This is a genomic window from Bacillus sp. P4_E1, from assembly GCF_056401715.1.
The window spans coordinates 70,407-93,734 of the sequence record NZ_JBFUIV010000006.1; the positions used below are offsets into that span (position 1 = coordinate 70,407).

21 protein-coding genes and 1 pseudogene are annotated in these 23,328 nt (G+C 37.1%); 17 read left to right on the top strand and 5 right to left on the bottom strand.

From position 1 onward, the window contains the following. The first annotated feature begins 27 nt into the window (after positions 1-27). From AC1DS7_RS10435 to pheA, 8 genes are all read left to right on the top strand, one after another. Positions 28-576, top strand: coding sequence for a sporulation initiation phosphotransferase B (locus tag AC1DS7_RS10435; RefSeq protein WP_002015377.1), 549 nt, complete (start codon positions 28-30; stop codon positions 574-576). Then, positions 576-1,859, top strand: coding sequence for a GTPase ObgE (gene obgE / locus AC1DS7_RS10440; RefSeq protein ID WP_002015378.1), 1,284 nt, complete (start codon positions 576-578; stop codon positions 1,857-1,859). Before AC1DS7_RS10435 ends, obgE begins: the two co-directional genes overlap by 1 nt. A gap of 170 nt (positions 1,860-2,029) precedes the next feature. Continuing rightward, positions 2,030-2,737, top strand: coding sequence for a response regulator transcription factor (locus AC1DS7_RS10445; protein WP_002034150.1), 708 nt, complete (start codon positions 2,030-2,032; stop codon positions 2,735-2,737). Further along, the gene (locus AC1DS7_RS10450) at positions 2,727-3,809 is read left to right on the top strand and encodes a HAMP domain-containing histidine kinase (protein ID WP_012261759.1); all 1,083 of its coding nucleotides are present in this window, start codon (positions 2,727-2,729) and stop codon (positions 3,807-3,809) included. Before AC1DS7_RS10445 ends, AC1DS7_RS10450 begins: the two co-directional genes overlap by 11 nt. Positions 3,810-3,902: 93 nt before the next feature. Beyond that, positions 3,903-4,679: an ABC transporter ATP-binding protein gene (locus AC1DS7_RS10455; protein WP_000114530.1), complete on the top strand. Its 777-nt coding sequence runs from the start codon at positions 3,903-3,905 to the stop codon at positions 4,677-4,679. Further along, positions 4,654-6,576, top strand: a complete 1,923-nt coding sequence (locus AC1DS7_RS10460; protein WP_012261758.1) for an ABC transporter permease — start codon at positions 4,654-4,656, stop codon at positions 6,574-6,576. Before AC1DS7_RS10455 ends, AC1DS7_RS10460 begins: the two co-directional genes overlap by 26 nt. A 49-nt stretch (positions 6,577-6,625) precedes the next feature. Further along, positions 6,626-8,539, top strand: a complete 1,914-nt coding sequence (locus AC1DS7_RS10465; RefSeq protein ID WP_215588517.1) for an ABC transporter permease — start codon at positions 6,626-6,628, stop codon at positions 8,537-8,539. A 96-nt stretch (positions 8,540-8,635) separates the two neighbouring features. Beyond that, positions 8,636-9,487 carry a prephenate dehydratase gene (pheA, locus tag AC1DS7_RS10470; RefSeq protein ID WP_476998964.1) on the top strand — a complete coding sequence of 284 codons (852 nt, stop codon included), beginning with the start codon at positions 8,636-8,638 and terminating at the stop codon, positions 9,485-9,487. 112 nt (positions 9,488-9,599) lie between these two features. Here the strand turns inward: pheA and AC1DS7_RS10475 are convergent, their stop codons facing one another. The 3 genes from AC1DS7_RS10475 to AC1DS7_RS10485 all read right to left on the bottom strand — a co-directional run bounded on the left by AC1DS7_RS10475 (position 9,600) and on the right by AC1DS7_RS10485 (position 12,016). Then, positions 9,600-10,247: an MOSC domain-containing protein gene (locus AC1DS7_RS10475; RefSeq protein ID WP_002088802.1), complete on the bottom strand. Its 648-nt coding sequence runs from the start codon at positions 10,245-10,247 to the stop codon at positions 9,600-9,602. An 84-nt stretch (positions 10,248-10,331) separates the two neighbouring features. Continuing rightward, positions 10,332-10,874 (bottom strand): 3H domain-containing protein, encoded by a 543-nt coding sequence (locus tag AC1DS7_RS10480; RefSeq protein ID WP_476998965.1) that lies wholly within the window; start codon positions 10,872-10,874, stop codon positions 10,332-10,334. Then, on the bottom strand, positions 10,874-12,016 hold the full coding sequence (locus tag AC1DS7_RS10485; RefSeq protein WP_215588515.1) for an IscS subfamily cysteine desulfurase: 1,143 nt from the start codon (positions 12,014-12,016) through the stop codon (positions 10,874-10,876). The genes AC1DS7_RS10480 and AC1DS7_RS10485 overlap by 1 nt, the downstream gene beginning before the upstream one ends. Before the next feature lie 305 nt (positions 12,017-12,321). Between AC1DS7_RS10485 and nadB the strand changes: the two genes are divergently transcribed. From nadB to AC1DS7_RS10510, 5 genes and pseudogenes are all read left to right on the top strand, one after another. Continuing rightward, positions 12,322-13,851: an L-aspartate oxidase gene (gene nadB / locus AC1DS7_RS10490; protein ID WP_113734167.1), complete on the top strand. Its 1,530-nt coding sequence runs from the start codon at positions 12,322-12,324 to the stop codon at positions 13,849-13,851. 19 nt (positions 13,852-13,870) lie between these two features. Continuing rightward, entirely contained in the window at positions 13,871-14,704 is an 834-nt protein-coding gene (gene nadC / locus AC1DS7_RS10495) for a carboxylating nicotinate-nucleotide diphosphorylase (RefSeq protein ID WP_016100586.1), read from the top strand. Positions 14,705-14,734: 30 nt separating this feature from the next. Then, on the top strand, positions 14,735-15,841 hold the full coding sequence (gene nadA / locus AC1DS7_RS10500; RefSeq protein WP_002088797.1) for a quinolinate synthase NadA: 1,107 nt from the start codon (positions 14,735-14,737) through the stop codon (positions 15,839-15,841). 224 nt (positions 15,842-16,065) lie between these two features. Next, a pseudogene (safA, locus tag AC1DS7_RS10505) lies at positions 16,066-16,222 on the top strand (SafA/ExsA family spore coat assembly protein); the annotation flags it as partial. Between the two features lie 2,078 nt (positions 16,223-18,300). Further along, positions 18,301-18,945 (top strand): YhcN/YlaJ family sporulation lipoprotein, encoded by a 645-nt coding sequence (locus AC1DS7_RS10510; protein ID WP_002143235.1) that lies wholly within the window; start codon positions 18,301-18,303, stop codon positions 18,943-18,945. Between the two features lie 32 nt (positions 18,946-18,977). Here the strand turns inward: AC1DS7_RS10510 and AC1DS7_RS10515 are convergent, their stop codons facing one another. Next, on the bottom strand, positions 18,978-19,412 hold the full coding sequence (locus AC1DS7_RS10515) for a branched-chain amino acid ABC transporter substrate-binding protein (protein ID WP_088040188.1): 435 nt from the start codon (positions 19,410-19,412) through the stop codon (positions 18,978-18,980). A gap of 433 nt (positions 19,413-19,845) precedes the next feature. Here AC1DS7_RS10515 and AC1DS7_RS10520 point away from each other — a divergent pair, with 433 nt between their 5' ends. Further along, a complete protein-coding gene (locus AC1DS7_RS10520; protein WP_002015325.1) occupies positions 19,846-20,361 on the top strand; it encodes a BofC C-terminal domain-containing protein in 516 nt (171 codons plus the stop codon). Positions 20,362-20,372: 11 nt separating this feature from the next. Here the strand turns inward: AC1DS7_RS10520 and AC1DS7_RS10525 are convergent, their stop codons facing one another. After that, entirely contained in the window at positions 20,373-21,317 is a 945-nt protein-coding gene (locus AC1DS7_RS10525; protein ID WP_476998966.1) for an iron-hydroxamate ABC transporter substrate-binding protein, read from the bottom strand. Between the two features lie 189 nt (positions 21,318-21,506). Here AC1DS7_RS10525 and ruvA point away from each other — a divergent pair, with 189 nt between their 5' ends. From ruvA to AC1DS7_RS10540, 3 genes are read left to right on the top strand one after another with little or no spacing between them, the layout of a single operon-like run. After that, a complete protein-coding gene (gene ruvA / locus AC1DS7_RS10530) occupies positions 21,507-22,124 on the top strand; it encodes a Holliday junction DNA helicase RuvA (RefSeq protein WP_002088786.1) in 618 nt (205 codons plus the stop codon). 5 nt (positions 22,125-22,129) lie between these two features. Beyond that, complete coding sequence (gene ruvB, locus AC1DS7_RS10535) at positions 22,130-23,131, top strand: Holliday junction branch migration DNA helicase RuvB (protein WP_476998967.1); 1,002 nt, start codon at positions 22,130-22,132, stop codon at positions 23,129-23,131. Further along, on the top strand, positions 23,128-23,328 hold the full coding sequence (locus AC1DS7_RS10540) for a DUF2905 domain-containing protein (protein WP_000138162.1): 201 nt from the start codon (positions 23,128-23,130) through the stop codon (positions 23,326-23,328). The genes ruvB and AC1DS7_RS10540 overlap by 4 nt, the downstream gene beginning before the upstream one ends.

The window sequence follows — 23,328 nt, forward strand, 5'->3', positions numbered from 1 at the left end:
AGTTTTTCTATATTAAGGGGTATCTAAATGAATGAAAAATGGACAATTATAGATGCGTTGAGCCACTCGAGACATGATTGGCTCAATCGTTTGCAGATGGTTAAAGGAAATCTTTCCCTTGGAAAAGTGGAAGAGATTCATAGGCTCATCGATCGTTTTGTCCAAGAAGCGAGACAAGAATCCAATCTGATGGGGCTATCAATGCCTTTATTTTCAGAGTGGATTTTAACATATAATTGGAAACAGCAACCGTGCTTATTGGAGTACGAAGTATTAGGGAAATTACATAACTTATCTCATCTAGATGAGACTGTATGTACATGGACGAATCAGTTTTTCTTAATGCTTCAGCATAGTTTAGACGTATATGTTGAAAATTATGTTTGTATCACAATTGAAAGTGACGCGGAGAATGCTCGTTTCTTTTTTGATTTTCGTGGAAAGCTAACGAATGTAGAAGAACTACAAACGTGGCTTGCGAACGAAAACAATAAATGGTATTCCATTTCTTATACAGTACGAGACGAAGAAGTCTCAGTTATATTACAACTAATCGAAAAAAGTGTGGTGAAATAATGTTTGTAGATCAGGTCAAGATATATGTAAAAGGCGGCGACGGTGGTAACGGAATGGTTGCGTATCGTCGTGAGAAGTATGTACCTAAAGGTGGCCCAGCAGGTGGCGACGGTGGTAAAGGTGCAGATGTTGTTTTTGTTGTTGAGGAAGGCTTACGTACATTAATGGACTTCCGCTACCAACGTCATTTCAAAGCTGATCGCGGTCAGCACGGAATGAGTAAAGGTCAGCACGGTCGTAAATCTGAAGATTTAATCGTAAAGGTTCCACCAGGAACAATAGTGAAAGATGAAAAAACAGGTGAAATTCTTGCCGATTTAGTAACGCATGAACAAACAGCTGTAATCGCAAGAGGTGGCCGTGGTGGCCGTGGTAATTCACGTTTCGCAACAGCGACGAACCCAGCGCCAGAAATCGCTGAGAACGGGGAACCAGGTCAAGAACGTGATGTCACGCTAGAACTTAAAGTGCTAGCAGATGTTGGACTTGTTGGATTCCCAAGTGTAGGTAAATCTACATTATTATCTGTTGTATCATCAGCGCGTCCGAAAATTGCAGAATATCACTTTACAACAATCGTTCCGAATCTTGGTGTTGTTGAAACTGGTGATAACCGCAGCTTCGTTATGGCTGACCTTCCTGGACTAATTGAAGGCGCACACTCCGGCGTTGGACTTGGACACCAATTCTTACGTCATATCGAACGTACACGTGTAATTGTACACGTTATCGATATGTCTGGTTTAGAAGGACGTGAGCCATATGAAGATTATGTCACAATCAATAATGAACTAAAAGAATACAATATGCGTTTAACTGAGCGTCCACAAGTTGTTGTTGCAAACAAAATGGATATGCCAGATGCAGAAGAAAACTTACAAGCATTTAAAGAGAAATTGGGAGACGAAGTGAAAATTTTCCCAATCTCAGCTGTAACGAAACAAGGTGTTCGTGACTTACTATTTGAAGTAGCGAACTTATTAGAAACAACACCAGAATTCCCAATGTACGATGATGTAGAAGAATCTGAAGCAAGTGTAATGTACAAATTTGAATCTGAATCTAATTTTGAAATTACACGCGAAAGTGATGGCACATTTGTTATTTCTGGTTATGACATTGAGAAAACATTCAAGATGACAGACTTCTCACGTGATGAATCTGTACGCCGATTTGCTCGTCAAATGCGTGGAATGGGTATTGATGAAGCCCTTCGTGCACGTGGTGCAACAGACGGAGATATTGTGAAAATTCTTGAATATCAATTTGAATTTATCGATTAAGACTGCCGAAATATGGCGGTCTTTTTTTTCGTTATTTGAGTCCAGTGAAAACCCAATTCATATAGGTGAACCATAAGTCGATATAGGAAAAAATCCCCATTGATTAAAGTTTCAATTTATAATAGAAAAGGAGTGATTTTAGAAGAATATTTTATGGGGAGAAAAGGAATATGTATAAAATATTAATTGTAGAAGATGATGAAAAAATTGCAGAGATATTAGAGGAGCATTTAGAAAGGTATGGATATCAATCTTTCAGAGTGAGCGATTTACGGCATATAAAAGATGAGTTTGTAAAAGTAAGTCCTCATCTTGTGTTACTTGATATTAATTTACCATACTTTGATGGCTTCTACTGGTGCCGCCAAATCCGCACTGTATCGAATGCGCCGATTATTTTTGTTTCTGCAAGAACAGGGGAAATGGATCAAGTAATGGCGATTGAAAATGGCGGAGATGATTACATTACAAAGCCATTTCATTTAGATATCGTAATGGCAAAGGTGAAAAGTGCACTCCGCCGCGGGTATGGTGAGTATGCTTTGGCCGCGGAAAGTGACTGCTTAGGTGTTAATGGATTGTTATTATTCCCATCACAGCACACAGTAGAGTGGAAAGGTCAACAAACGGAACTTACAAAAAATGAATTTTATTTATTAGAATGTTTAATGAAACAAGCAAATCAATACGTGACACGTGAAGAGCTGTTAGAGGCTTTATGGGATGAAGTAGCTTTTGTTGATGATAATACATTAACCGTGAATGTAAAGCGTGTAAGGAAGAAACTTGAGGAGTTAGGCATTAAAAATGCAATTGTAACGAAACGCGGATATGGTTATGCACTTCTTACAGAGTGGGGCGAAGGGCATGAAGGTTAAAAATTACCTCATGGACCGTTTTTCTTTACTTCTTTCTTATATTATTAGCCTTTGTTTATTTGGGCTCGTATTGCAGTTGCAAAGCCTTTTAGAAAAGCGTTCGCTGGACTGGAGTACATGGCTATACGGACTGTTATTAGGGACAGTTGTGTTTAGTGTATACCTTATTTACGATTACCGAAAACGAAGTGTGTTTTTAAAGAGAATAGAACAGTATATTGCCGGTGGACATACATTACATGACTCTTTACTTATCGATACTTCTTATACGTCAGAGCAAGAACTGGTTGTTGAAGCGTTTACGCTATTAAGGCAGCAATATATGAATGAAGTTCATAAACAGCATGCAAAAGAGCAACAGCAAATGATTTTCATGAATCAATGGATCCATCAAATGAAAACACCAGTATCCGTTATTGAATTATTGTTACAGAAATATGGTAAGGAACACCGTGAAGCAAGGGGAACGATTGAAAGTATTCGTGAAGAAAATAACCGTATTTTAAATGGGTTAGATTTAGCGTTACATATGGCAAGGTTAGATCAGTTTTCGAAAGATTATAAAGTAGAAGTAGTAAATGTTATAGGGGTCATTCGAGATATTATTAATGAAAATCGAAAGTCGTTCATTCAATCTTCTGTATTTCCGAAAATGATGTTTGAAGAAGAGACTTGTATGATTGCGTCTGATAGAAAGTGGCTTAGTATCGCGATGAGCCAAATTGTTGTGAATGCAATTAAGTATACGAAAATTTCAGAAGCAGAGAAAAAAGAAATTCAATTTCAAATTGAAGAGAAAGATCAAAAGGTGCTATTACATATTAAGGACAATGGAATCGGTATTCCAGAGCAAGATGTAAAGCGTATATTTGATCCGTTCTTTACGGGAATAAACGGCCGTAAAACAAGGGAAGCGACAGGTATGGGTTTATATATTACGAAGGAAATCTGCGGTAATTTACATCATGGAGTGTATGTACAATCAACTGAAGGGGAAGGAACAACAGTTACGTTCCAATTTGCAAAAGATGAAGAATATCATACATTAATGAGAAAAATGACAAAACTGTAAGATAACAAAACGTTTTGTAAGGGAAATCACTCGTTTCTTTTTCTTATTTTTCTTATAGTAAATGTAAGAAGAAAACACGTAGGGGGATTAGAAATGAGTGTTCTTGAAGTAAAAGGGTTAACAAAGGTGTACCAATCAAAAGGTTCAGTAGCGACGACTGCTTTAAATGATATAAATTTTAAAATTGAAGAAGGCGAGTTTGTAGGGATTATGGGGCCTTCAGGAAGCGGGAAAACAACGCTTTTAAATTTATTAGCAACAATTGATAAGCAAACTTCAGGCCATGTGCTTGTAAATGGTGAAGAAATTAATCAAATGCGTGCTGCAAAATTAGCGGAGTTTCGTCGTACACATTTAGGATTCATCTTCCAGGATTTTAACTTACTTGATACGTTATCGATTAAAGAAAATATCATTTTACCACTTGTAATGGCGAAGAAATCTGTAAATGAAATCGATGCGAAAGTGCTTGAGATTGCAAAGTTTTTAAACATCGAAGAAATTTTAAATAAAAAAGTATATGAAGTGTCAGGCGGACAACAACAACGTGCAGCAGCAGCGAGAGCAATCATTCATGAACCTACGCTAATTTTAGCGGATGAGCCAACTGGAAACTTAGATTCGAAGTCAGCAAAATCATTAATGAGCGCGTTGCAAGATTTACATGAACAAAAGAAAGTGACAATTGCGATGGTAACGCATGATCCAGTAGCGGCGAGTTATTGCGAACGTATTCTTTTCATTCGCGACGGAGAAATTTTCTCAGAAATACATAAGGGAAGAACGAAACAAGCCTTTTTCCAAGAAATTCTGGATGTACTTGCGATGCTAGGAGGAGAATATCATGAACTTTCGCCAGCTCGCGCTTAATAACGTAAAAGGAAATTGGCGTAATTATAAAGCGTTTCTTATTAGTAGCTGTTTATCGATTGTCGTATTTTTCATGTATGCTTCCTTCATTTATCATCCAGATGTCGTAAGCGGTAATATTAGTATGAGGGATATGATCTCAAAAGGGCTAGAATCGATGAATTATATTGTAGTCATCTTCTCAGCACTCTTTATTTTATATGCGAATTCAACATTTTTACGAGCAAGAAAAAAAGAGTTTGGTCTATTAACATTAATAGGCGGAACAAAATCTCAACTTGGCCGAATGATTATATTAGAACAGCTTATGTTAGGTAGTATTGCAATTGTAGTAGGTATTGGGCTTGGCATGCTTTGTTCAAAATTATTTTTCCAAGCATTAAGCGTAATATTGAAAATAGATAAAACACTTCCACTCGTATGGAATAGTAAAGCAATTCTTATTACAGCTGGTGTATACTTTATTCTATTTTTAATCCTATCATTGTTTAGTGTTTGGACAGTAGGGCGCTTGCAAATTATTGATTTATTAAGAGAAGCAAGAAAACAAAAAGTAGAACCTTTTGCATTTACATGGTTAGGTGTAGTTGGTATAGGATGTATTATTGTTGCATATGTACTTAGCTTCCAAGTGACATTTATGAATTTTATCATACTGTTTTTACCGATTGTAGGGCTGACGATAGGCGGAACGTATTTACTGTTTACACAAGGTAGTACAGTCGTATTAAAAGCACTGCAAAAAAGAAAACAATCTTTTTATACATATCCAAACATGTTCGTACTTAGCAATCTTATTTATAAAATGAAAGATAATGCTCGTTTTCTATTTGTAATTTCTATCATTACGGCGGTTGTATCTTCGGCAGTTGGTACACTGTACGTATTTTTTGAGGATATGAGTTATAAGGCAGTAACTAGTACCCCGCATGCTATTTCGTATGAGGAAAAAGGCATTCATACGCATAATGTCATAAAAGAAGGGAAAACAAAAGAATTAATAAAAAAACACGGATTTGAAGAAGCGCGAGAAGTAACGTATGTAAAACTTCCTGGAACTCAAAAAATCACGATGTTTAACAGTGAACATGAAGTACCGATGGCGATTGTTTCAGAAAAAGAATATAATGCTGAAGCACGTAAACAAAAGAGGGAGCAAGTTAGAGAAGTTCATAATGCACCAGGTAGTGCAACGATGGTCATAATGGATATGGCGAAAGATATGATGAAGATAGATCTTGCAAAACCATATGAATTTAAAATTAACGGACAAACGCAGTCTGTTCAATTAAATGAGCCAACTCCATTTTCTGTTTTTAATGATAGTGAATATCTCATTGTGAATGATCAAGATTTTGAGAAATACGCAAAGCTCGTACCAGATGAAGAAAAGACGAAATATTACGGTTATTATATAGAAGACTGGAAAAGTACGGAAGACCTTGTGTTAGATTTGAAAAAGGAAGTTGCACCAGATAAGCAAGAGGAATTAAATAACTCGGTGCTCGCTTATAAAAATATAAGAGAATCAGGAGCAATTACGATGTTTATCGGTTTCTTTGTAGCTGTACTGTTCTTCTTCTTCGCTTGTAGTATGACATACTTTAAATGGTTTAACGATAAAGAACAAGATCGTATTCAATTTAAATCGTTAAAGAGAATCGGTATGACAGATAAAGAAATTCGTAAAATTGCAATTCGACAAATGGGTGTTATCTTCTTTATCCCAATTTTAATCGGTACAATTCATAGTGGGTTTGCTCTTCATACGTTAGGGAAAATGCTTTATATCGATTTATGGAAATCAGGTGCGATTGTAATAGGGGCTTATATTTTAGCTTCTGCCATTTACTTTATGATCGCGCAAAGAGGATATTTAAAACACGTGAAAAGCTAGGGAAACCTCTAGCTTTTTGCCTATGTAGTAAGGTACAGGAGGACGATAGATGAACATTCGGCAACTGGCGCTACAAAATATAAAGGGAAATTGGCGTAATTATAAAGTGTTTTTCTTAAGTAGTTGTTTTGCAATATTTGCGTCTTTTGCATACATGTCTGTCATTGTACATCCGTATATGCAAGAGACGATGTGGTATCAAAACGTACGCTGGGGACTTATCATATGTAATGTTATAATTATTTCTTTTTTCGTCATATTTATTTTGTACGCTACTTCTATTTTCATAGAGGCACGTAAGAAAGAATTAGGATTATATATGTTAATGGGAGCAACGAAATCTAACGTAATAGGAGTGATTATGACCGAGCAAATATTGATCGGGGTATTTGCTAATATTTTCGGTATTGGGCTTGGTATAATCTTTTTAAAGCTCTTTTTCATGGTGTTTAGTATGTTACTGGGGCTTCCGAAAGAACTCCCTGTCATATTTGACGTGAGAGCAATTGGGGGAACGTTTATTACGTATATGGTCGTATTTGTTGTTTTATCTTTTATAAGTGCTTTACGAATATGGAATATAAAAATCATTCGGTTATTGAAAGAATTTCGAACAGATAAAAAAGAGAAGAAAACATCAATGTGGCTTTGTATATTCGGCTTTATTTGTTTAGGGATAGGATATGCGTTAGCGTTACAAGCGACAATGCCAACGATAGCGTTCTATTTTTTTCCTGTGTCTATACTTGTCTTTTTTGGAACGTATTTTTCTTTTACACACGGTACTGCTCAAGTATTAGGAATGATAAAACGAAATAAAAAGATTATGTATACATATCCGTATTTATTTATAGTGAATCAATTGTCACATCGAATGAAGGAAAATGGTCGTTTTTTCTTTCTAATGTCAATGGCAACGACGTTTGTAGTTACGGCAACAGGTACGGTGTTCTTATATTTTTCAGGTATGCAAGATATGTGGCGGGACGGGGGAGTACACTCATTTTCTTACATAGAAAAAGGCACTTCTTCTCATGAAGTCTTTGCGGAAGGTACGGTTGAACAATTATTGCATCAATATGGGTATAATGATTTTCAATCTATGAGTTTTGTTGGAGTGTATGCATCTTTTCAGTCCAACAAGGGAGAGACAGAAGTGGCACCGCTCATTAAAGAAAGTGAATACAATCAGGAGGCAAGAAAACAAAAACAGAAAACGTATCATCCTAAAAAAGGAACAGTTACACTTGTTTATTATAATAAATACAATCGTCCGAATATATATGATCAAAAAGAGATTCAATTACAAGTAATGAATCAAACATATTCATTCGTATTTAACGGTCAGAAGGAAGGGGTACAATTTAACTATCACCTTTCGCACATTAATGGTCTGTTCTTTGTTATGAATGATGAAGACTTTGACAGTATAGCAAATAAGGTTCCTGATTCTGAAAAAATGATATATAGAGGCTATACATTACCAAATATTGAAAATACGAAAAAGTTAAATGAAGGTTTACGGAAACATATGAAACAAGATAATAATAATGCATTTCGAAGTAATATGGAGTTATATGTGAACATAAAAGCGTTCGGTGATATTACTCTATTTATGGGTTCATTCATTAGTATATTATTTTTCCTTACATCGTGTAGCATCGTATATTTTAAATGGTTTCATAATATTGCATCGGATCGTAAAGAGTACGGGGCGCTCTCTAAGCTTGGAATGACGAAGGAAGAAGTTTGGAAGATTTCCCGTTGGCAATTGTGTATGCTATTTTTTGCGCCAATTATAGTAGGAAGTATGCATAGTGCAGTTGCGTTATATACGTTTCATAATACTCTCTTTATGGACGGTTCATTAAGAAAAGTAGGTTTGTTTATTCTGTTTTATATCGCTGCATGTATCATTTATTTCTTCTTCGCTCAAAGAGAATACAAGAAACATTTAGACTAGCGAATGCTAGTCTTTTTTAAATATTCGAAATTTACATAGAAGAATATAAAAAAGTATGGTATAACAGTAAGAAAATGAAAAAGTGGGGAAAAGACGATGATTCGAGTAGGATATTTAGGACCAGAAGCAACATTTACAAATATGGCGGTGAGTCGTTTTTTTCCGGAAGCAGAGCATGTACCGTATCGAACGATTCCAGATTGTATTGATGCAGCCGCAAATGAAAACGTAGATTTCGCAGTTGTACCGTTAGAGAACGCCATAGAAGGTTCAGTTAATATAACGGTAGATTATCTCGTACATGAGCAGCCACTTTCCATTGTAGGAGAAATTACAGTGCCAATTCAGCAACATTTACTCGTACACCCGCAGTACGAAGGAGTGTGGAAAGAAGTATACGCTGTACAGTCTCATCCACATGCCATTGCACAGTGCCATAAATTTTTAAATGAGGAATTAAAAGGGGTAACCGTTCGCGATATGACATCAACAAGCGCTGCTGCACAATATGTGAAAGAACATCCTGAAGAAAAAATTGCAGCTATTGCAAATGAAGCAGCGGCAGAAAAATACGGATTAACAATTGTAAGGCGTGATATTCATACGCATAAAAACAATCATACACGTTTCCTTGTTCTCCATAAGAAAAAGAAAGCAGTACTCCCAAATAACGGAGAAAACCGAGGAGAGAAAACGACGCTTATGATAACGTTACCTGCTGATTACGCAGGGGCACTATATCAAGTGTTATCAGCTTTCGCATGGAGAAAATTAAACTTATCCAAAATTGAATCGCGCCCGATGAAAACAGGCCTTGGAAATTACTTTTTCTTAATCGACGTCGACAAAGCATACGATGATGTATTATTGCCAGGCGTAACAATGGAACTTGAAGCACTCGGGTTTTCTGTTACTGTGCTGGGGAGTTATTCTTCTTATTGGTTGTAAGAGAGGTGGATGAACTGTCGATATTTCCCTTCTAATCGCTGATATAATTTTATCGGATAATACATTTTGTGATAGATAAATAGAATCCCACCTATAAATGGTGGGATTCTATTTATTTTAACTTCGCAAGACGATCCTCTAACTGACCACGCCAAATCTCGGCTAGTTCTGGAACAGCAAGAACCTTCTCAATGCCATCTTTATCTTTCCTATTATGAAAATAAATTTCGTTAGAGAACAAAACAGATACATTGTTTGATGGACGCTCTAATAATGTAATTTTAGAATCTTGACGTACAGTACCTTCTTGAAGAACGCGGCATAAATAACCAGTATATCCAGTTGCTACAATGCGTGGCAAAATGCCAGGAATACCGAGACGTTTTGAAATTGTGCTACAAGGTACTCTCGCTTGTGTAACTTGAATGATTGCTTCGCCTAGTTGATATGTATCTCCGATGCATACATCACGCTCTAACATATTTGTTACGGTAATGTTTTCGCCAAATGTGGAAGCTGGAAGTGTAGTTTGAAATTCCTCTTCCCATAGTGCGTAATGCTCGTGTGGGTACACACAAACTGCGCGATCAGGTCCCCCGTGGTGTTTTAAATCCGCTACATCATCACCACGGAATCCGTCTTTTGAGAGGAAGGCCTCTTCTGTAGGATCTTTACATATACCTGTTATCATTTCTTTATCTTCGCCATATTTCATTTGTTTCGGTTTACCAGTGCTAAAGTGAACGAGTTCAATTCCCATAGTTGATCTCCTTTACAATTGATTTCAATATTATATCACTAAAAAAGCACAGAGAATGATGAAAAACTCTGTGCTGTACATTAATTAATAAATGAGAAATCCAGCTCGATCTAGTGCCTCACAGGCAGCATCTAATTTCTCTTTAGAATCTGCTTCGATTGTATGTAAGTGAATACCATCTGTTAGTTGCGAAAGATAGGAAGCGTTTGTGTTTTCGATTTTTTGTAAATATTGTTCTACATCGAAGCGATTACTTACCATAATCGATGCTGTTAAGTCGCCGTATACAGGATGCTCAACTTTTACGTCTTTAATCGTAACGCCGTGGTCAACTAACATAGTAAGTTCTTGACGTACTTCTGCCGGTTTATGTTGGCATACGATTACGCGTTCGAAAGCTTGTTGTCTTGTTTGTGGCTTTAAATATAAATATCCTTGTGCAGTCGCAATAATTGGTTCATTTCGTGCTTTTAGTAAGGAAATGTCTTGAACGATAACTTGCCTACTTACGTTTGTCTTTTTAGATAGTTCATTCCCTGATAACGGTTCATTTGCAGCAAGAAGCCACTCAAGGATGAGTTGTCGTCTTTCTTCGCCTAAAATCTTTTTTTGATCATTTTGTTTCATTATGATTTAACACCTCTATAAAATTGATTTCCAATTGTGTGTAGTGCATGAATAGTTGTATCAATTTGTTCTTTCGTTGTGTGATGTCCGAAAGAAAAGCGGACATATTGTTTTGCCTCTTCATACGTTTTTCCAATTGCAAGCATTGTTTTTGAAGGGTCTTGTTTACCTACTTGGCAAGCACTTCCAGTTGAAATGGCTATACCATGACGGTTACATTCTAACATTGTATACTGACCTTCTATTCCTTTTATTGTAACCCCAATAATATGTGGTAAACAAGAAGTAGAATGTCCTTTCACTTCAATTTCTAGAGGAAGTGTTTGTAATTGCTCTAAAAAATAAGATCGTAATTGTTTAAAACGAAAGCTCTCGTCCTTTTGATTCTTTAATATATGCTCTGCGGCTGTTAAAAAAGCAGCGATTCCAGGAACGTTCACTGTACCAGGGCGAAAGCCTTTTTCATGAGAAGTTCCTGGAAATACTTGTTCCCAGCGAACTTGGGGATTTATATAGCAAGCTCCAACTCCTTTTGGTCCGTATATTTTATGGGCTGAAACAGAGAGGCTATCAATCTCCATCGCTTTAACGTCTATTGGAAGTTTACCAAACGTTTGAACACAATCCGAATGAAATAAAACATTATATTTTTTTAAAAGTGCTCCGATCTCTGCAATGTTTTGAACGGTCCCGATTTCAGAGTTTCCGTGCTGTATACTTGCTAGAGCAGTATCTTCTGTAATAGCTGCTTCTAAATCTACTAAATGAATTATCCCACTTTTATCAACAGGAATCTCAGTAATAGTATAACCTTGCGATTGTAAGGATTGAAAATAACTTCGAATCGATGCGTGTTCCATAGGTGTCGTAATAATGTGCTTTCCATTTCTAGTATTTAGAAGGGATTGAATCGCAAGGTAGTTAGATTCTGAACCGCCGCTTGTAAAGAATACACCTTGTTCCTTACCCCCAATCATTTCTGCAAATGTTTCTCTACAAACTTGCAATAAAGATGATGCGCTTCCGCCGATATCGTGTAAACTTTGTTCATTTCCGAAATATTTCTTTGCTGCTTCTACATATGTTTCTAAAGCTTCTTCGCTCATAGGTGTTGTCGCTGCATAATCTAGATATATCATCATGTAATTTCCTCTCTTCAGTAAGAGTGACATTTGTCCCGCGTTAACGGGCAGTAAGACTCCCGCCTCAAAATTTGGCGAATGCGAGGAAGTTAGGTGGGAGTCGGGCTGCCCGTAAAAGCCCGATTGGTTCAACTAATAATCAGTGGGGGAGGGACAAAACCCCCACTGATTAAAGTTTCACTTTATTTTTGTTTTTAGAATGGTAGTGAAAATAAGAATTGTAAAAAAACTCTTGTCATTATTTTAAAACTATGTAAATATAGGTGTCAAGACAGTTGGAAAGTGTAAAGTGGGAGGCAACAATTATGCCAAGTGCAGATGTCTTGATTATTGGAAGTGGCGTTGCGGCGCTTCGTGTTGCGAAAGAGCTTTGTCACGAAAAGAATGTGATAATTATCACAAAAAAAACAGGACGTAATAATAATACACATTTAGCTCAAGGAGGAATTGCAGCAGCAGTTGCTACATATGACGATCCGAGTGGGCATTTTGAAGATACATTAGTGGCAGGTTGCCATTATAACAACGAAGAAGCAGTTCGTTATTTAGTTGAAGAGGGACCGAAAGAAATAAGTAAGCTTATTACGAATGGAATGAAATTTGATGGGGATGAAAAAGGGATCCACCTTGGTAAAGAAGGGGCGCATCGAAAACGGCGCATTTTACATGCCGGAGGAGATGCAACTGGTAAAAATCTGTTAGAGCATTTAATACAAGAAGTAGTTCCGAACGTTACTGTCGTTGAGCATGAAATGGTGCTCGATTTTATTATAGAAAATAATAAATGCATAGGAGCTTTAACGCGAAATAGTGAAGGGAAGCTGAAGCGTTACTATGCTGATAATACGGTGTTAGCATCAGGAGGAATAGGTGGTTTGTACGCCTTTACATCGAATGATGAGACAATTACAGGCGATGGACTTGCGATGATATATCGAGCTGGGGGGGAACTTGTTGATTTAGAATTTGTACAATTTCATCCGACGATGTTATACGTGGACGGGCGATGTTGTGGTCTCGTTTCTGAAGCAGTCCGTGGTGAAGGAGCTGTCCTTATAAATGGAAAAGGACAGCGTTTTATGATGGATATACATCCCGGGAAAGATCTCGCACCGCGTGATGTAGTGGCAAGGGCAATTCATGAACAACTTCTTGCAGGTGAAAAAGTGTACTTAAACATCGAAACCATTCAAAACTTTGAACAACGTTTTCCGACCGTCTCATCATTATGTAAAAAGAATGGTATTGATTTAAAAGAAAATTCTATTCCGGTCGTACCAGGCGCTCATTTTCATATGGGCGGCGTGAAGACGAATTGTGACGGAGAGACGTCCATTTCAAACTTATATGCGGTCGGTGAAGTGGCTTGTAATGGAGTTCATGGTGCGAATAGATTGGCGAGTAATTCATTATTAGAAGGTCTTGTGTTTGGAAGACGAATAGGAAAACACATTTTAGCTAAGCCAGCAGAGGAAAGAAAAAATGTGCCGGAAGAGAGAGGGAAAAGTTTTATAGCTCTTAATGATTTACCGTTGAAAGAAGAAATACAAGAATGCATGATGAAATATGTTGGGATTGTGCGAACTGAGAAAAATTTATCATATGCTCAGAGATGGTTTAGTAGGTACGGTGTGCGAAATATGATCTTACAATATGATGCACTTACAAATGAAGAGATAACGCTTATTAATATGTTAACAGTTTGTGAGCTTATAACAGTATCAGCTTTGCAAAGAGAAGACAGTATTGGTGGTCATTATCGCATTGATTATCCAAAAAGAAATAGCGTGAAAAAAGAGATTATCCGAGTGAGAAGAAAACTACAACTTGTTTAATAAGGGGAAGAGGGGTTTTATGAATACGTTAAAAGTTAAGGAAGCATTAAATCGATTTTTTCTAGAAGATATAGGAGAAAGAGATGTAACATCTCAGCTTATCTTTCCCGATAATGCACTTGCGAAAGGAACGTTTCTTGTAAAGGATACAGGGGTATTTGCAGGGTGCTTAGTAATTGAAGAAGGATTTAAATTAATTGATCAGAGAATTGGAGTTGAACTTCATAAAAAAGATGGGGATCTTGTAGAAAAAGGAGAAATAATTGCAACCGTGCAAGGCCCAATCGCATCATTATTAACGGCAGAGCGCGTTATATTAAACGTTATTCAGCGTATGAGCGGGATAGCGACGATGACACGTAAGGCGGTTTTTGCTTTAGATAGCAGTCATACACGCATTTGTGATACGAGAAAAACGATGCCAGGACTACGTATGTTTGATAAATATGCTGTAGTATGCGGGAGCGGATTTAACCACAGATTCGGTTTATATGATGGTGTCATGATTAAAGACAATCATATTGCTTTTGCTGGCTCGATTACAAAAGCTGTTACATCGGTGAAAGAAAGATTGGGACATATGGTGAAAGTAGAAGTCGAAACAGAGACAGAGGCGCAAGTAAGAGAAGCAGTAGAGGCCGGCGCAGATGTTATTATGTTCGATAATCGTACGCCAGAAGAGATTCGTGAGTTTTCAAAAATTGTACCAAGTGCCATCGTTACGGAGGCTTCAGGTGGTATTACAATTGAAGATTTATCAAAATACGGAAAAACAGGGGTAGATTATATTTCACTTGGAGCGTTAACACATTCAGTGAAAGCACTTGATATTAGTTTTAATATTGAGGCCTAATGAGAGTGGTTTAGAGGGGGAGAATCATAAATGGGTATTTTAGAGAAAGTTCAGCCAATCGAAGTAATGTTACCAGAGCGTTATCAAACGATGTCTACATTAGAGATGGAAGAGCGTGTCCGTGAAATTAAAGAAAAAATGGGGGCATTACTATTTATTCCAGGACATCATTATCAAAAAGATGAAGTGGTGCAATTTTCAGATGCAGCAGGGGACTCACTTCAACTCGCGCAAGTTGCAGCGAATAATAAAGAGGCAAAATATATTGTGTTTTGTGGTGTGCACTTTATGGCAGAAACGGCAGATATGTTAACGACAGATGATCAAATTGTCATCTTACCAGATATGCGTGCCGGCTGTTCTATGGCAGATATGGCAGATATTGAACAAACAGAAAGAGCGTGGAAAGAGCTCGCGAAATTATTTGGGGATACGATGATTCCATTAACGTATGTAAATTCAACAGCTGCGATCAAAGCGTTTTGTGGTCGTAATGGAGGGGCAACAGTAACCTCTTCTAATGCAAAACAAATGGTGTCTTGGGCGTTTACACAAAAAGAGCGTCTCGTCTTTTTACCAGACCAACATTTAGGAAGAAATACAGCGTATGATTTAGGTATTCCGTTAGAAAAAATGGCAGTGTGGAACCCGCATACAGATTCATTAGAGTACGATGGAGATATAGAAGAAATTCAAGTGATTTTATGGAAAGGCCATTGTTCTGTTCATCAAAACTTCACTGTGAAAAATATTGAAAATGTGCGAAAAAATCATCCGGATATGAATATTATTGTTCACCCTGAATGTTGTTATGAAGTGGTTGCTGCTTCTGATTATGCAGGATCAACGAAATATATTATTGATATGATTGAAGCAGCTCCGGCGGGAAGTAAGTGGGCGATTGGTACAGAGATGAATTTAGTGAACCGAATTATTCAGCAACATCCAGATAAAGAAATTATTTCGCTAAATCCGTTTATGTGTCCTTGCTTAACGATGAACCGAATTGACTTACCTCACCTGTTATGGGCACTTGAGAACATAGAAAGAGGAGAACAAATTAACGTTATTCGTGTAGAGAAACAAGTAACAGAAGAGGCAGTTCTTGCATTAAATCGTATGTTAGAGCGCGTTTAAAGCAGCGGGATTTCCGTTGCTTTTTTTCGTACATATAATCATAACAAGGATGAAATAGGCATACATTGTGTTGAGGAAATCATTGCGGTTTTTCTATGCTTATTCCACTTCGAATCATATTGAAAATAGAAGAAGTGATAAAAGTAAAAGAAGTTAATGTTGTTTAGAAAGTGTTACTTCAAAGTGTTTTTACTTATAGATAAGTTATACAGGAGGGGGAAAATTTGAAAATTCATATCGTGCAAAAAGGGGAGACCCTTTGGAAAATTGCAAAAAAGTACGGAGTGGATTTTGAAACGCTAAAAAAAACAAATACACAGCTTAGCAATCCAGACCTAATTATGCCAGGGATGAAAATTAAAGTGCCATCGCATAGCGTTCATGTGAAACAACAAACTGGATCGGGTTCAGTGCCCCCGAAACAATATGTAAAAGAGGTGCAGCAAAAAGAGTTTGCATCAACACCAACGCCACTTGCAATAGAAGATGAAGATGAGATCACGTATCAATCAACACCTATTACCCAACAACCAGCTATGCAACAAACGCAAAAAGAAATGCAGATAAAACCGCAAAAAGAAATACAGGTGAAGCCGCAAAAGGAAGTGCAAGTGAAGCCACAAAAAGAAGTGCAAAAAGAAATTCCGATTCAAAAAGAGAAGCCAGTTGAAAAGCCACCTGTCATTCAAAAACCACCTGTTGTAGAGAAAGTAGAAAAACTAAAACCTACTACGAAAGAAAACACTAAATTTTCTATCAATGTATTACCGCAGCCGCCGCAACCACCAATTAAAGCGAAAAAAGAATATAAGATTTCAGACGTAATAAAAAAGGGAAGCGAGTTAATTGCTCCTCAAATTAATAAAATGAAACCTAACAATGTCATTTCTCCGCAAACGAAAAAAGACAATATAGGAAACATAGTGTCACCGCAAACGAAAAAAGACAATATAGGAAACATAGTGTCACCGCAAACGAAAAAAGACAATATAGGAAACATAGTGTCACCGCAAGTGAAAAAAGACAATATAGGGAATATAGTGTCACCGCAAGTGAAGAAAGAGAATGTAGGGAATATAGTGTCGCCGCAAGTGAAGAAAGAAAATGTAGGGAATATAGTGTCGCCGCAAGTGAAGAAAGAGAATGTAGGGAATATAGTGTCGCCGCAAGTGAAGAAAGAAAATGTAGGGAATATAGTGTCGCCGCAAGTGAAAAAAGAAAATGTAGGGAACATAGTCTCACCAAACGTATCAAAAGAAAGTGTTATTATCCCGCAAGTAATACCGCCTAATATTCAAGTGCCGAACATAATGCCAATAATGGATAACAATCAACCACCAAATATAATGCCAATAATGGATAACAATCAACCACCAAATATAATGCCGATAATGGATAACAACCAAATGCCAAACATGATGCCGATAATGGATAACAACCAAATGCCAAACATGATGCCGATAATGGATAACAACCAAATGCCAAATATGATGCCGATAATGGATAACAACCAAATGCCAAATATGATGCCGATAATGGATAACAACCAAATGCCAAATATGATGCCGATAATGGATAACAACCAAATGCCAAATATGATGCCGATAATGGATAACAACCAAATGCCAAACATGATGCCAATAATGGATAACAATCAAATGCCGAACATGATGCCGATAATGGATAACAACCAAATGCCAAACATGATGCCAATAATGGATAACAATCAAATGCCGAACATGATGCCGATAATGGATAACAACCAAATGCCAAACATGATGCCGATAATGGATAACAACCAAATGCCGAACATGATGCCGATAATGGATAACAACCAAATGCCAAACATGATGCCGATAATGGATAACAACCAAATGCCAAACATGATGCCGATAATGGATAACAATCAAATGCCAAACATGATGCCATATCAACAGCCAATGATGCCGCCATATCCCCCGTATCAGCAACAAAATCCATACAATCAAATGCCGTATCAACAAATGGCGCCGCAATATACTTCTATGCCAAATCCAAATATGATGCCAATGGATAATAATATGCCGCCACTCGTGCAAGGTGAAGAAGATTGTGGATGCGGAGGAGAAAGTAGGTTATATAGTCCACAACCGGGTGGACCACAATATGCTAATCCTTTATATTATCAACCAACTCAGCCAGCATATGCACCACAGCCAGGAACGATGTATTATCAGCCGGACCCACCAAACGTATTTGGAGAACCAGTTTCAGAAGAAGAGGACGAAGAGGAAGTTTAAAAAAAGGTGGGGTTATTCCCACCTTTTTTGTATTCGTGATAGTCAGGAATATGGTGAATTTACATTAAGTGCTAGAAAATTCCTAGTGAAATATTAACAGTGTAAAAAAACTCTCTGTTACTCATCATAAGGGGGAGCTTTTCGAAAGAGAAGTTCATTCTAACAGAGGGGGTTTTTGTATTGAATACGAAAGTAAAAGTTATTGCTGCTTCTTTGTTAGTTACCAGTGCATTAGCTGCATGTGGTACACCAAAAGATAATAATGCGATGGATGGACGTAACTATAATTACGAGCGTACATCTTATAATGATACACACCAGTATCGTGATAATGTAGCGCGTAACGATCGTTATACAGATTATGTAACATATAGAAACGGTCGTAATGACGCAGGATCCAACTATTATCGTGATGTAAATTACAATGGGCAAATTGCTAATCCACACCCAACTCGTAATATTACAATGAACAATTCATACATTAACAATGATGGTAAAACTGCGGAGAAAATTACGAATCGTGTGAAACGTATGAATAACGTAGATCGAGTTTCTACAGTTGTATATGGAAACGATGTAGCGATTGCGGTAAAACCACGTAATACAGCGACGAATGAAACAGCGATGGCGAACGAAATTCGTCAAGCTGTTGTGAATGAAGTTGGAAATAGAAACGTATATGTTTCTGTAAGAAATGACATGTTTACTCGTGTCGATGCAATGAGTACGCGTTTACGTAACGGCACAGCTACAAACGATTTTAATCGTGACATAACAAATATGTTCCGAGACATTCGTTACGGCCTGACTGGTACTATGCGATAACAAATCAAAGAGGAAGGGATAGCCCTTCCTCTTTATTCATCTTCGTCTTGTAAACGACGTTTTTTTACAAAATAACTAACGGAGTAAGACGCTAAAAAGCATATGAAGAGAATACCACCTGTTAAAATAGCTTCAAATAGAGGTCTTTCTGGACTGAAAATGATATAAATAATAGCCATGATAATTCCTACAATAAGAGAGCGTAAAATAATTTTGTAATAAGGAGTTAACTTTATTTCCTTTTCGCTTTCTTCTACATCGATAGAAACGCTTAATTGTAAATAACTAAGTACAATACTTGTAAGAATAAATAATAACCACAATGGAGATTTCGTAATTTGATCCATTCCTTCTGTGAATCCGATATAGCCTAAAATTCCGATTATACCAATTGATTGAAAAAGAAAGGCAATACGTATGTTTTTTAACGTTTGAAGTATGAGGCGTTCATCTTTAATTTTTTTCAAGGCATTCATCCCCTGTTTATATTTATAGTATTAATTGTAACATATATATTACATTAATCAATTTATAATTTACATAAATTTCAATTGGTTGAAAGAGGAAGAAAAATATATTTAGAAATATATTGCGCTTCTACCTTGTTAATGTTATATTAGCAAAGCGATGAGCTAATTTACGTAAGTCGAGAGATATGCTTAAGTGCTAAACACGCGAATGTGGTCGCCTGGTCTTTCGCCGTAAACGCATCAGACGCCTGCTTTGCAGGCGTCTTTCATTTTATATAAAAGTAAATGATACATGCAGATGAGGATTAACCCTTATCTGCATTTTTTATTTTCCTTAGAAATTTAATGCTATTGTTTATATGGATAAAACCCCCATTTCCGGAAAAGCTACAAATGAAAGTATGATTTTGCCTAGAAGAGGTGAACGGAAATGAAATGGATGCTAATTGCAGTGCAAGCTTTCGTTGTGATGTTTTGCTTAGCTTATGGATCCGATGTGAGGGCAGAAGTAGTAGAAAAAGAACCTCAAGTTACAATTTTATTAGAGCGCATGTATGTTGATGGAGAAGTAAGTGAGGAAATACTGACAGAAAAAGTAGCGGATTTAGAAAAGTTTTTGCAGCAATATAAAGAATGGCAACTTGTTGATCGTGATGATGTGCAAATCGTATTACAAAGGAAAGTTGATGATATTTCTCCTTTACTGAAAACGAGCGGTTATTTTGGTGTTTCAGAGGAAGGGATATTGCAAATTTTTAAAGGGGTACCGAAAAGTGATAACGCGATCCATTCCTTCTTTCAAATTGATATGAAAAAGCTTGAGAGTTATGAGCGAGCAAAACTAAAGCGTGGTATTCGTATTAAGTCAAAAGAAGGATTCGTGAAGACAATCGAAAAAATGAAGCAATACGCAGTGCAAAATAAGAAAAAAAGCAGCTCAGGGTGAGCTGCTTTTTCTTATTTATTCTTAGCTAAAATCTCTTTTGCGATTTCATCAATTAGCATATCTTTTCCGATTGGATTGAATGCTTTCGTATTGAAGACTTCATTCGATACTTCATATACGTGATTGTTTTTTACTGCTTTATTATCTTTCCAAACCGCACTGTTTTTATAGTCTTCGTACACTTTATCAGCTTCTCCGCCGAAGTTTACAATAAACATTTGATCAGGCTGGAATGCAACAAGACCTTCTAGTGATACTTGTGCCATCGTTTGTTTTAAATCTGTACCTTTTGTTGCTGGAAGCTTTAAGTCGTTAAAGATGATGTCACCGTATCCGAAGCTACCGTATACACGGAAGTTTTGTGGTGTTACTGCAACGAACATAAAGTTCTCATCTTTTGTTTTTTCTTTAATTTTTTTAGATAAAGAGTCTGCTTTTTTATCGTAATCTGCAATCCATTTGTCGGCTTTCTTTTCTTCGCCAAATAGTTTACCTACTTCTTTAAACTTAACGCGCCAGTCTTCTAGATTTGTTTCTAGAACAACTGTCGGTGCCACTTTTTCTAGTTGGTCATAAATTTTCAATTGACGATTGTTTAAAATAATTAAGTCTGGTTTTAAAGCGGTAACAGCCTCTAAATCAACTTTAGGTGCCCAGTACCAGCCGACTGCCTTTACCCCGTCTAGCTTGTCCGTTAAGTGATTTTGGATTTTATCTTTATATGTGTTTGCTGTGCCAACAGGTTTATGTCCAAGGATTAATAATTCCTCTGTTGATCCAGATAAATCAACAATTCTCTTTGGATTAGCTGGAATTGTTGCTTCCCCTTTAGCATGTTTTACAACTTTTGTTTTCGGTTGTTCTTTTGCTTTTGCTTCTTCTTTTTGAGAAGAACAGCCAACGATAGAAAGAACAACTAGCATAATAGTAAATAAAATAAATAGCTTTTGTTTCATCCTGATGTAACCCCTTTAATTAATATTGATAATCATTATCGACTTCTGTATATTAATGTTCTTTTTGTATTTATGTCAATAGAAAAAAACGGAAATTGTAAACGGGGAACATTTGTTGGGGCAGTCTCGCTTTTCTATTGTTAAATATGTTAAAATGGAATACATGATTTGAGAGGGAGAGATCGTATTTTGTTTGAATATGTTACAGGTTACGTGGAGTATGTAGGACCGGAATATGTCGTAATTGACCATAATGGAATTGGTTATCAAATTTTCACACCAAATCCGTATGTATTTCAAAGAAGTAAGCAAGAAATCCGTGTCTATACATATCATTATGTGAGAGAAGATATTATGGCACTTTACGGGTTTAAAACACGTGAAGAGCGTTTATTATTTACAAAATTGTTAGGTGTATCGGGGATTGGACCAAAAGGTGCTCTTGCAATTTTAGCTTCTGGTCAAACCGGACAGGTCGTTCAAGCGATTGAACATGAAGATGAGAAGTTCTTAGTGAAGTTCCCAGGCGTCGGAAAGAAAACAGCGCGCCAAATGATTTTAGATTTAAAAGGAAAACTAGCAGATGTTGTACCAGATGCGTTTGTTGATTTGTTCTCAGATACTGAAAGTTTTGATACGAAGAAAGGTTCATCAGTTGAACTTGATGAAGCACTGGAAGCACTGCGTGCACTTGGCTATGCAGAACGAGAAGTCTCTCGCGTTGTACCAGAGTTATTAAAAGAATCACTAACGACGGATCAATATATTAAAAAGGCACTTAGTCTTTTACTAAATGGTAAGAGGTGAGTATAATGGACGAACGTCTCCTTTCAGGGGAATCTGGATACGAAGATGCGGATTTAGAGTATTCATTACGGCCACAGACGCTCCGTCAGTATATTGGCCAAGATAAAGCGAAACATAATTTAGAAGTGTTTATTGAAGCGGCGAAAATGCGTGAAGAAACGTTAGATCACGTACTTTTATATGGCCCACCTGGACTTGGTAAAACGACGCTTGCGAATATTATTGCCAATGAAATGGGTGTTAACATTCGAACGACGTCAGGTCCTGCAATTGAAAGACCAGGAGATTTAGCGGCTGTATTAACAGCACTTCAGCCTGGGGATGTATTATTTATTGATGAAATTCATCGTTTGCATAGATCTATTGAAGAAGTGTTATACCCAGCGATGGAAGACTTTTGCCTTGATATCGTTATTGGGAAAGGACCGTCAGCTCGCTCTGTACGTCTAGATTTACCTCCATTTACGCTAGTTGGGGCAACGACGCGTGCAGGTGCATTATCAGCACCACTTCGTGACCGTTTCGGTGTACTTTCACGATTAGAGTACTATACAGTAGATCAGCTTTCTGCGATTGTAGAACGTACAGCAGAAGTGTTTGAAGTTGAAATAGATTCGTTAGCTGCATTAGAAATTGCAAGACGTGCTCGTGGTACACCTCGTATTGCGAATCGTCTATTACGACGTGTACGTGACTTCGCACAAGTTCGCAGTGACGGAACGATTGGGATGGAAATTACACAAATGGCGTTAGAACTATTACAAGTAGATAAATTAGGACTTGATCATATCGACCATAAATTACTGCTTGGTATTATTGAAAAGTTCCGCGGTGGTCCAGTTGGATTAGAAACTGTTTCAGCAACGATTGGGGAAGAATCTCATACGATTGAAGATGTGTATGAGCCGTATTTATTACAAATTGGCTTTTTACAAAGAACGCCAAGAGGCCGGATCGTAACACCGCTCGCATATGAGCATTTCGGAATGGAGATGCCAAAAGTATGACGGAGATGCCAAAGCTGCTTATTACAGCTGGTATTTTGCTCATTGTTGTTGGATTAGCTTGGAAGTTCATAGGAAGGCTTCCAGGCGATATTTTTGTGAAAAAAGGTAACGTTACCTTTTATTTTCCTATCATTACATGTATTGTGTTAAGTATTGTATTATCTTTTATTATGTATATAATAAATCGATTTAAATAA

Coding starts and splice junctions, on each gene's coding strand:
- AC1DS7_RS10445 (WP_002034150.1), top strand. CDS start 2,030: ATGTATAAAATATTAATTGTAGAAGATGATGAAAAAATTGCAGAGATA.
- AC1DS7_RS10520 (WP_002015325.1), top strand. CDS start 19,846: ATGAAATGGATGCTAATTGCAGTGCAAGCTTTCGTTGTGATGTTTTGC.
- nadB (WP_113734167.1), top strand. CDS start 12,322: ATGCCAAGTGCAGATGTCTTGATTATTGGAAGTGGCGTTGCGGCGCTT.
- AC1DS7_RS10465 (WP_215588517.1), top strand. CDS start 6,626: ATGAACATTCGGCAACTGGCGCTACAAAATATAAAGGGAAATTGGCGT.
- AC1DS7_RS10540 (WP_000138162.1), top strand. CDS start 23,128: ATGACGGAGATGCCAAAGCTGCTTATTACAGCTGGTATTTTGCTCATT.
- AC1DS7_RS10525 (WP_476998966.1), bottom strand. CDS start 21,317: ATGAAACAAAAGCTATTTATTTTATTTACTATTATGCTAGTTGTTCTT.
- AC1DS7_RS10480 (WP_476998965.1), bottom strand. CDS start 10,874: ATGAAACAAAATGATCAAAAAAAGATTTTAGGCGAAGAAAGACGACAA.
- AC1DS7_RS10435 (WP_002015377.1), top strand. CDS start 28: ATGAATGAAAAATGGACAATTATAGATGCGTTGAGCCACTCGAGACAT.
- AC1DS7_RS10475 (WP_002088802.1), bottom strand. CDS start 10,247: ATGGGAATTGAACTCGTTCACTTTAGCACTGGTAAACCGAAACAAATG.
- nadC (WP_016100586.1), top strand. CDS start 13,871: ATGAATACGTTAAAAGTTAAGGAAGCATTAAATCGATTTTTTCTAGAA.
- AC1DS7_RS10455 (WP_000114530.1), top strand. CDS start 3,903: ATGAGTGTTCTTGAAGTAAAAGGGTTAACAAAGGTGTACCAATCAAAA.
- obgE (WP_002015378.1), top strand. CDS start 576: ATGTTTGTAGATCAGGTCAAGATATATGTAAAAGGCGGCGACGGTGGT.
- AC1DS7_RS10460 (WP_012261758.1), top strand. CDS start 4,654: ATGAACTTTCGCCAGCTCGCGCTTAATAACGTAAAAGGAAATTGGCGT.
- nadA (WP_002088797.1), top strand. CDS start 14,735: ATGGGTATTTTAGAGAAAGTTCAGCCAATCGAAGTAATGTTACCAGAG.
- AC1DS7_RS10485 (WP_215588515.1), bottom strand. CDS start 12,016: ATGATGATATATCTAGATTATGCAGCGACAACACCTATGAGCGAAGAA.
- pheA (WP_476998964.1), top strand. CDS start 8,636: ATGATTCGAGTAGGATATTTAGGACCAGAAGCAACATTTACAAATATG.
- ruvB (WP_476998967.1), top strand. CDS start 22,130: ATGGACGAACGTCTCCTTTCAGGGGAATCTGGATACGAAGATGCGGAT.
- AC1DS7_RS10450 (WP_012261759.1), top strand. CDS start 2,727: ATGAAGGTTAAAAATTACCTCATGGACCGTTTTTCTTTACTTCTTTCT.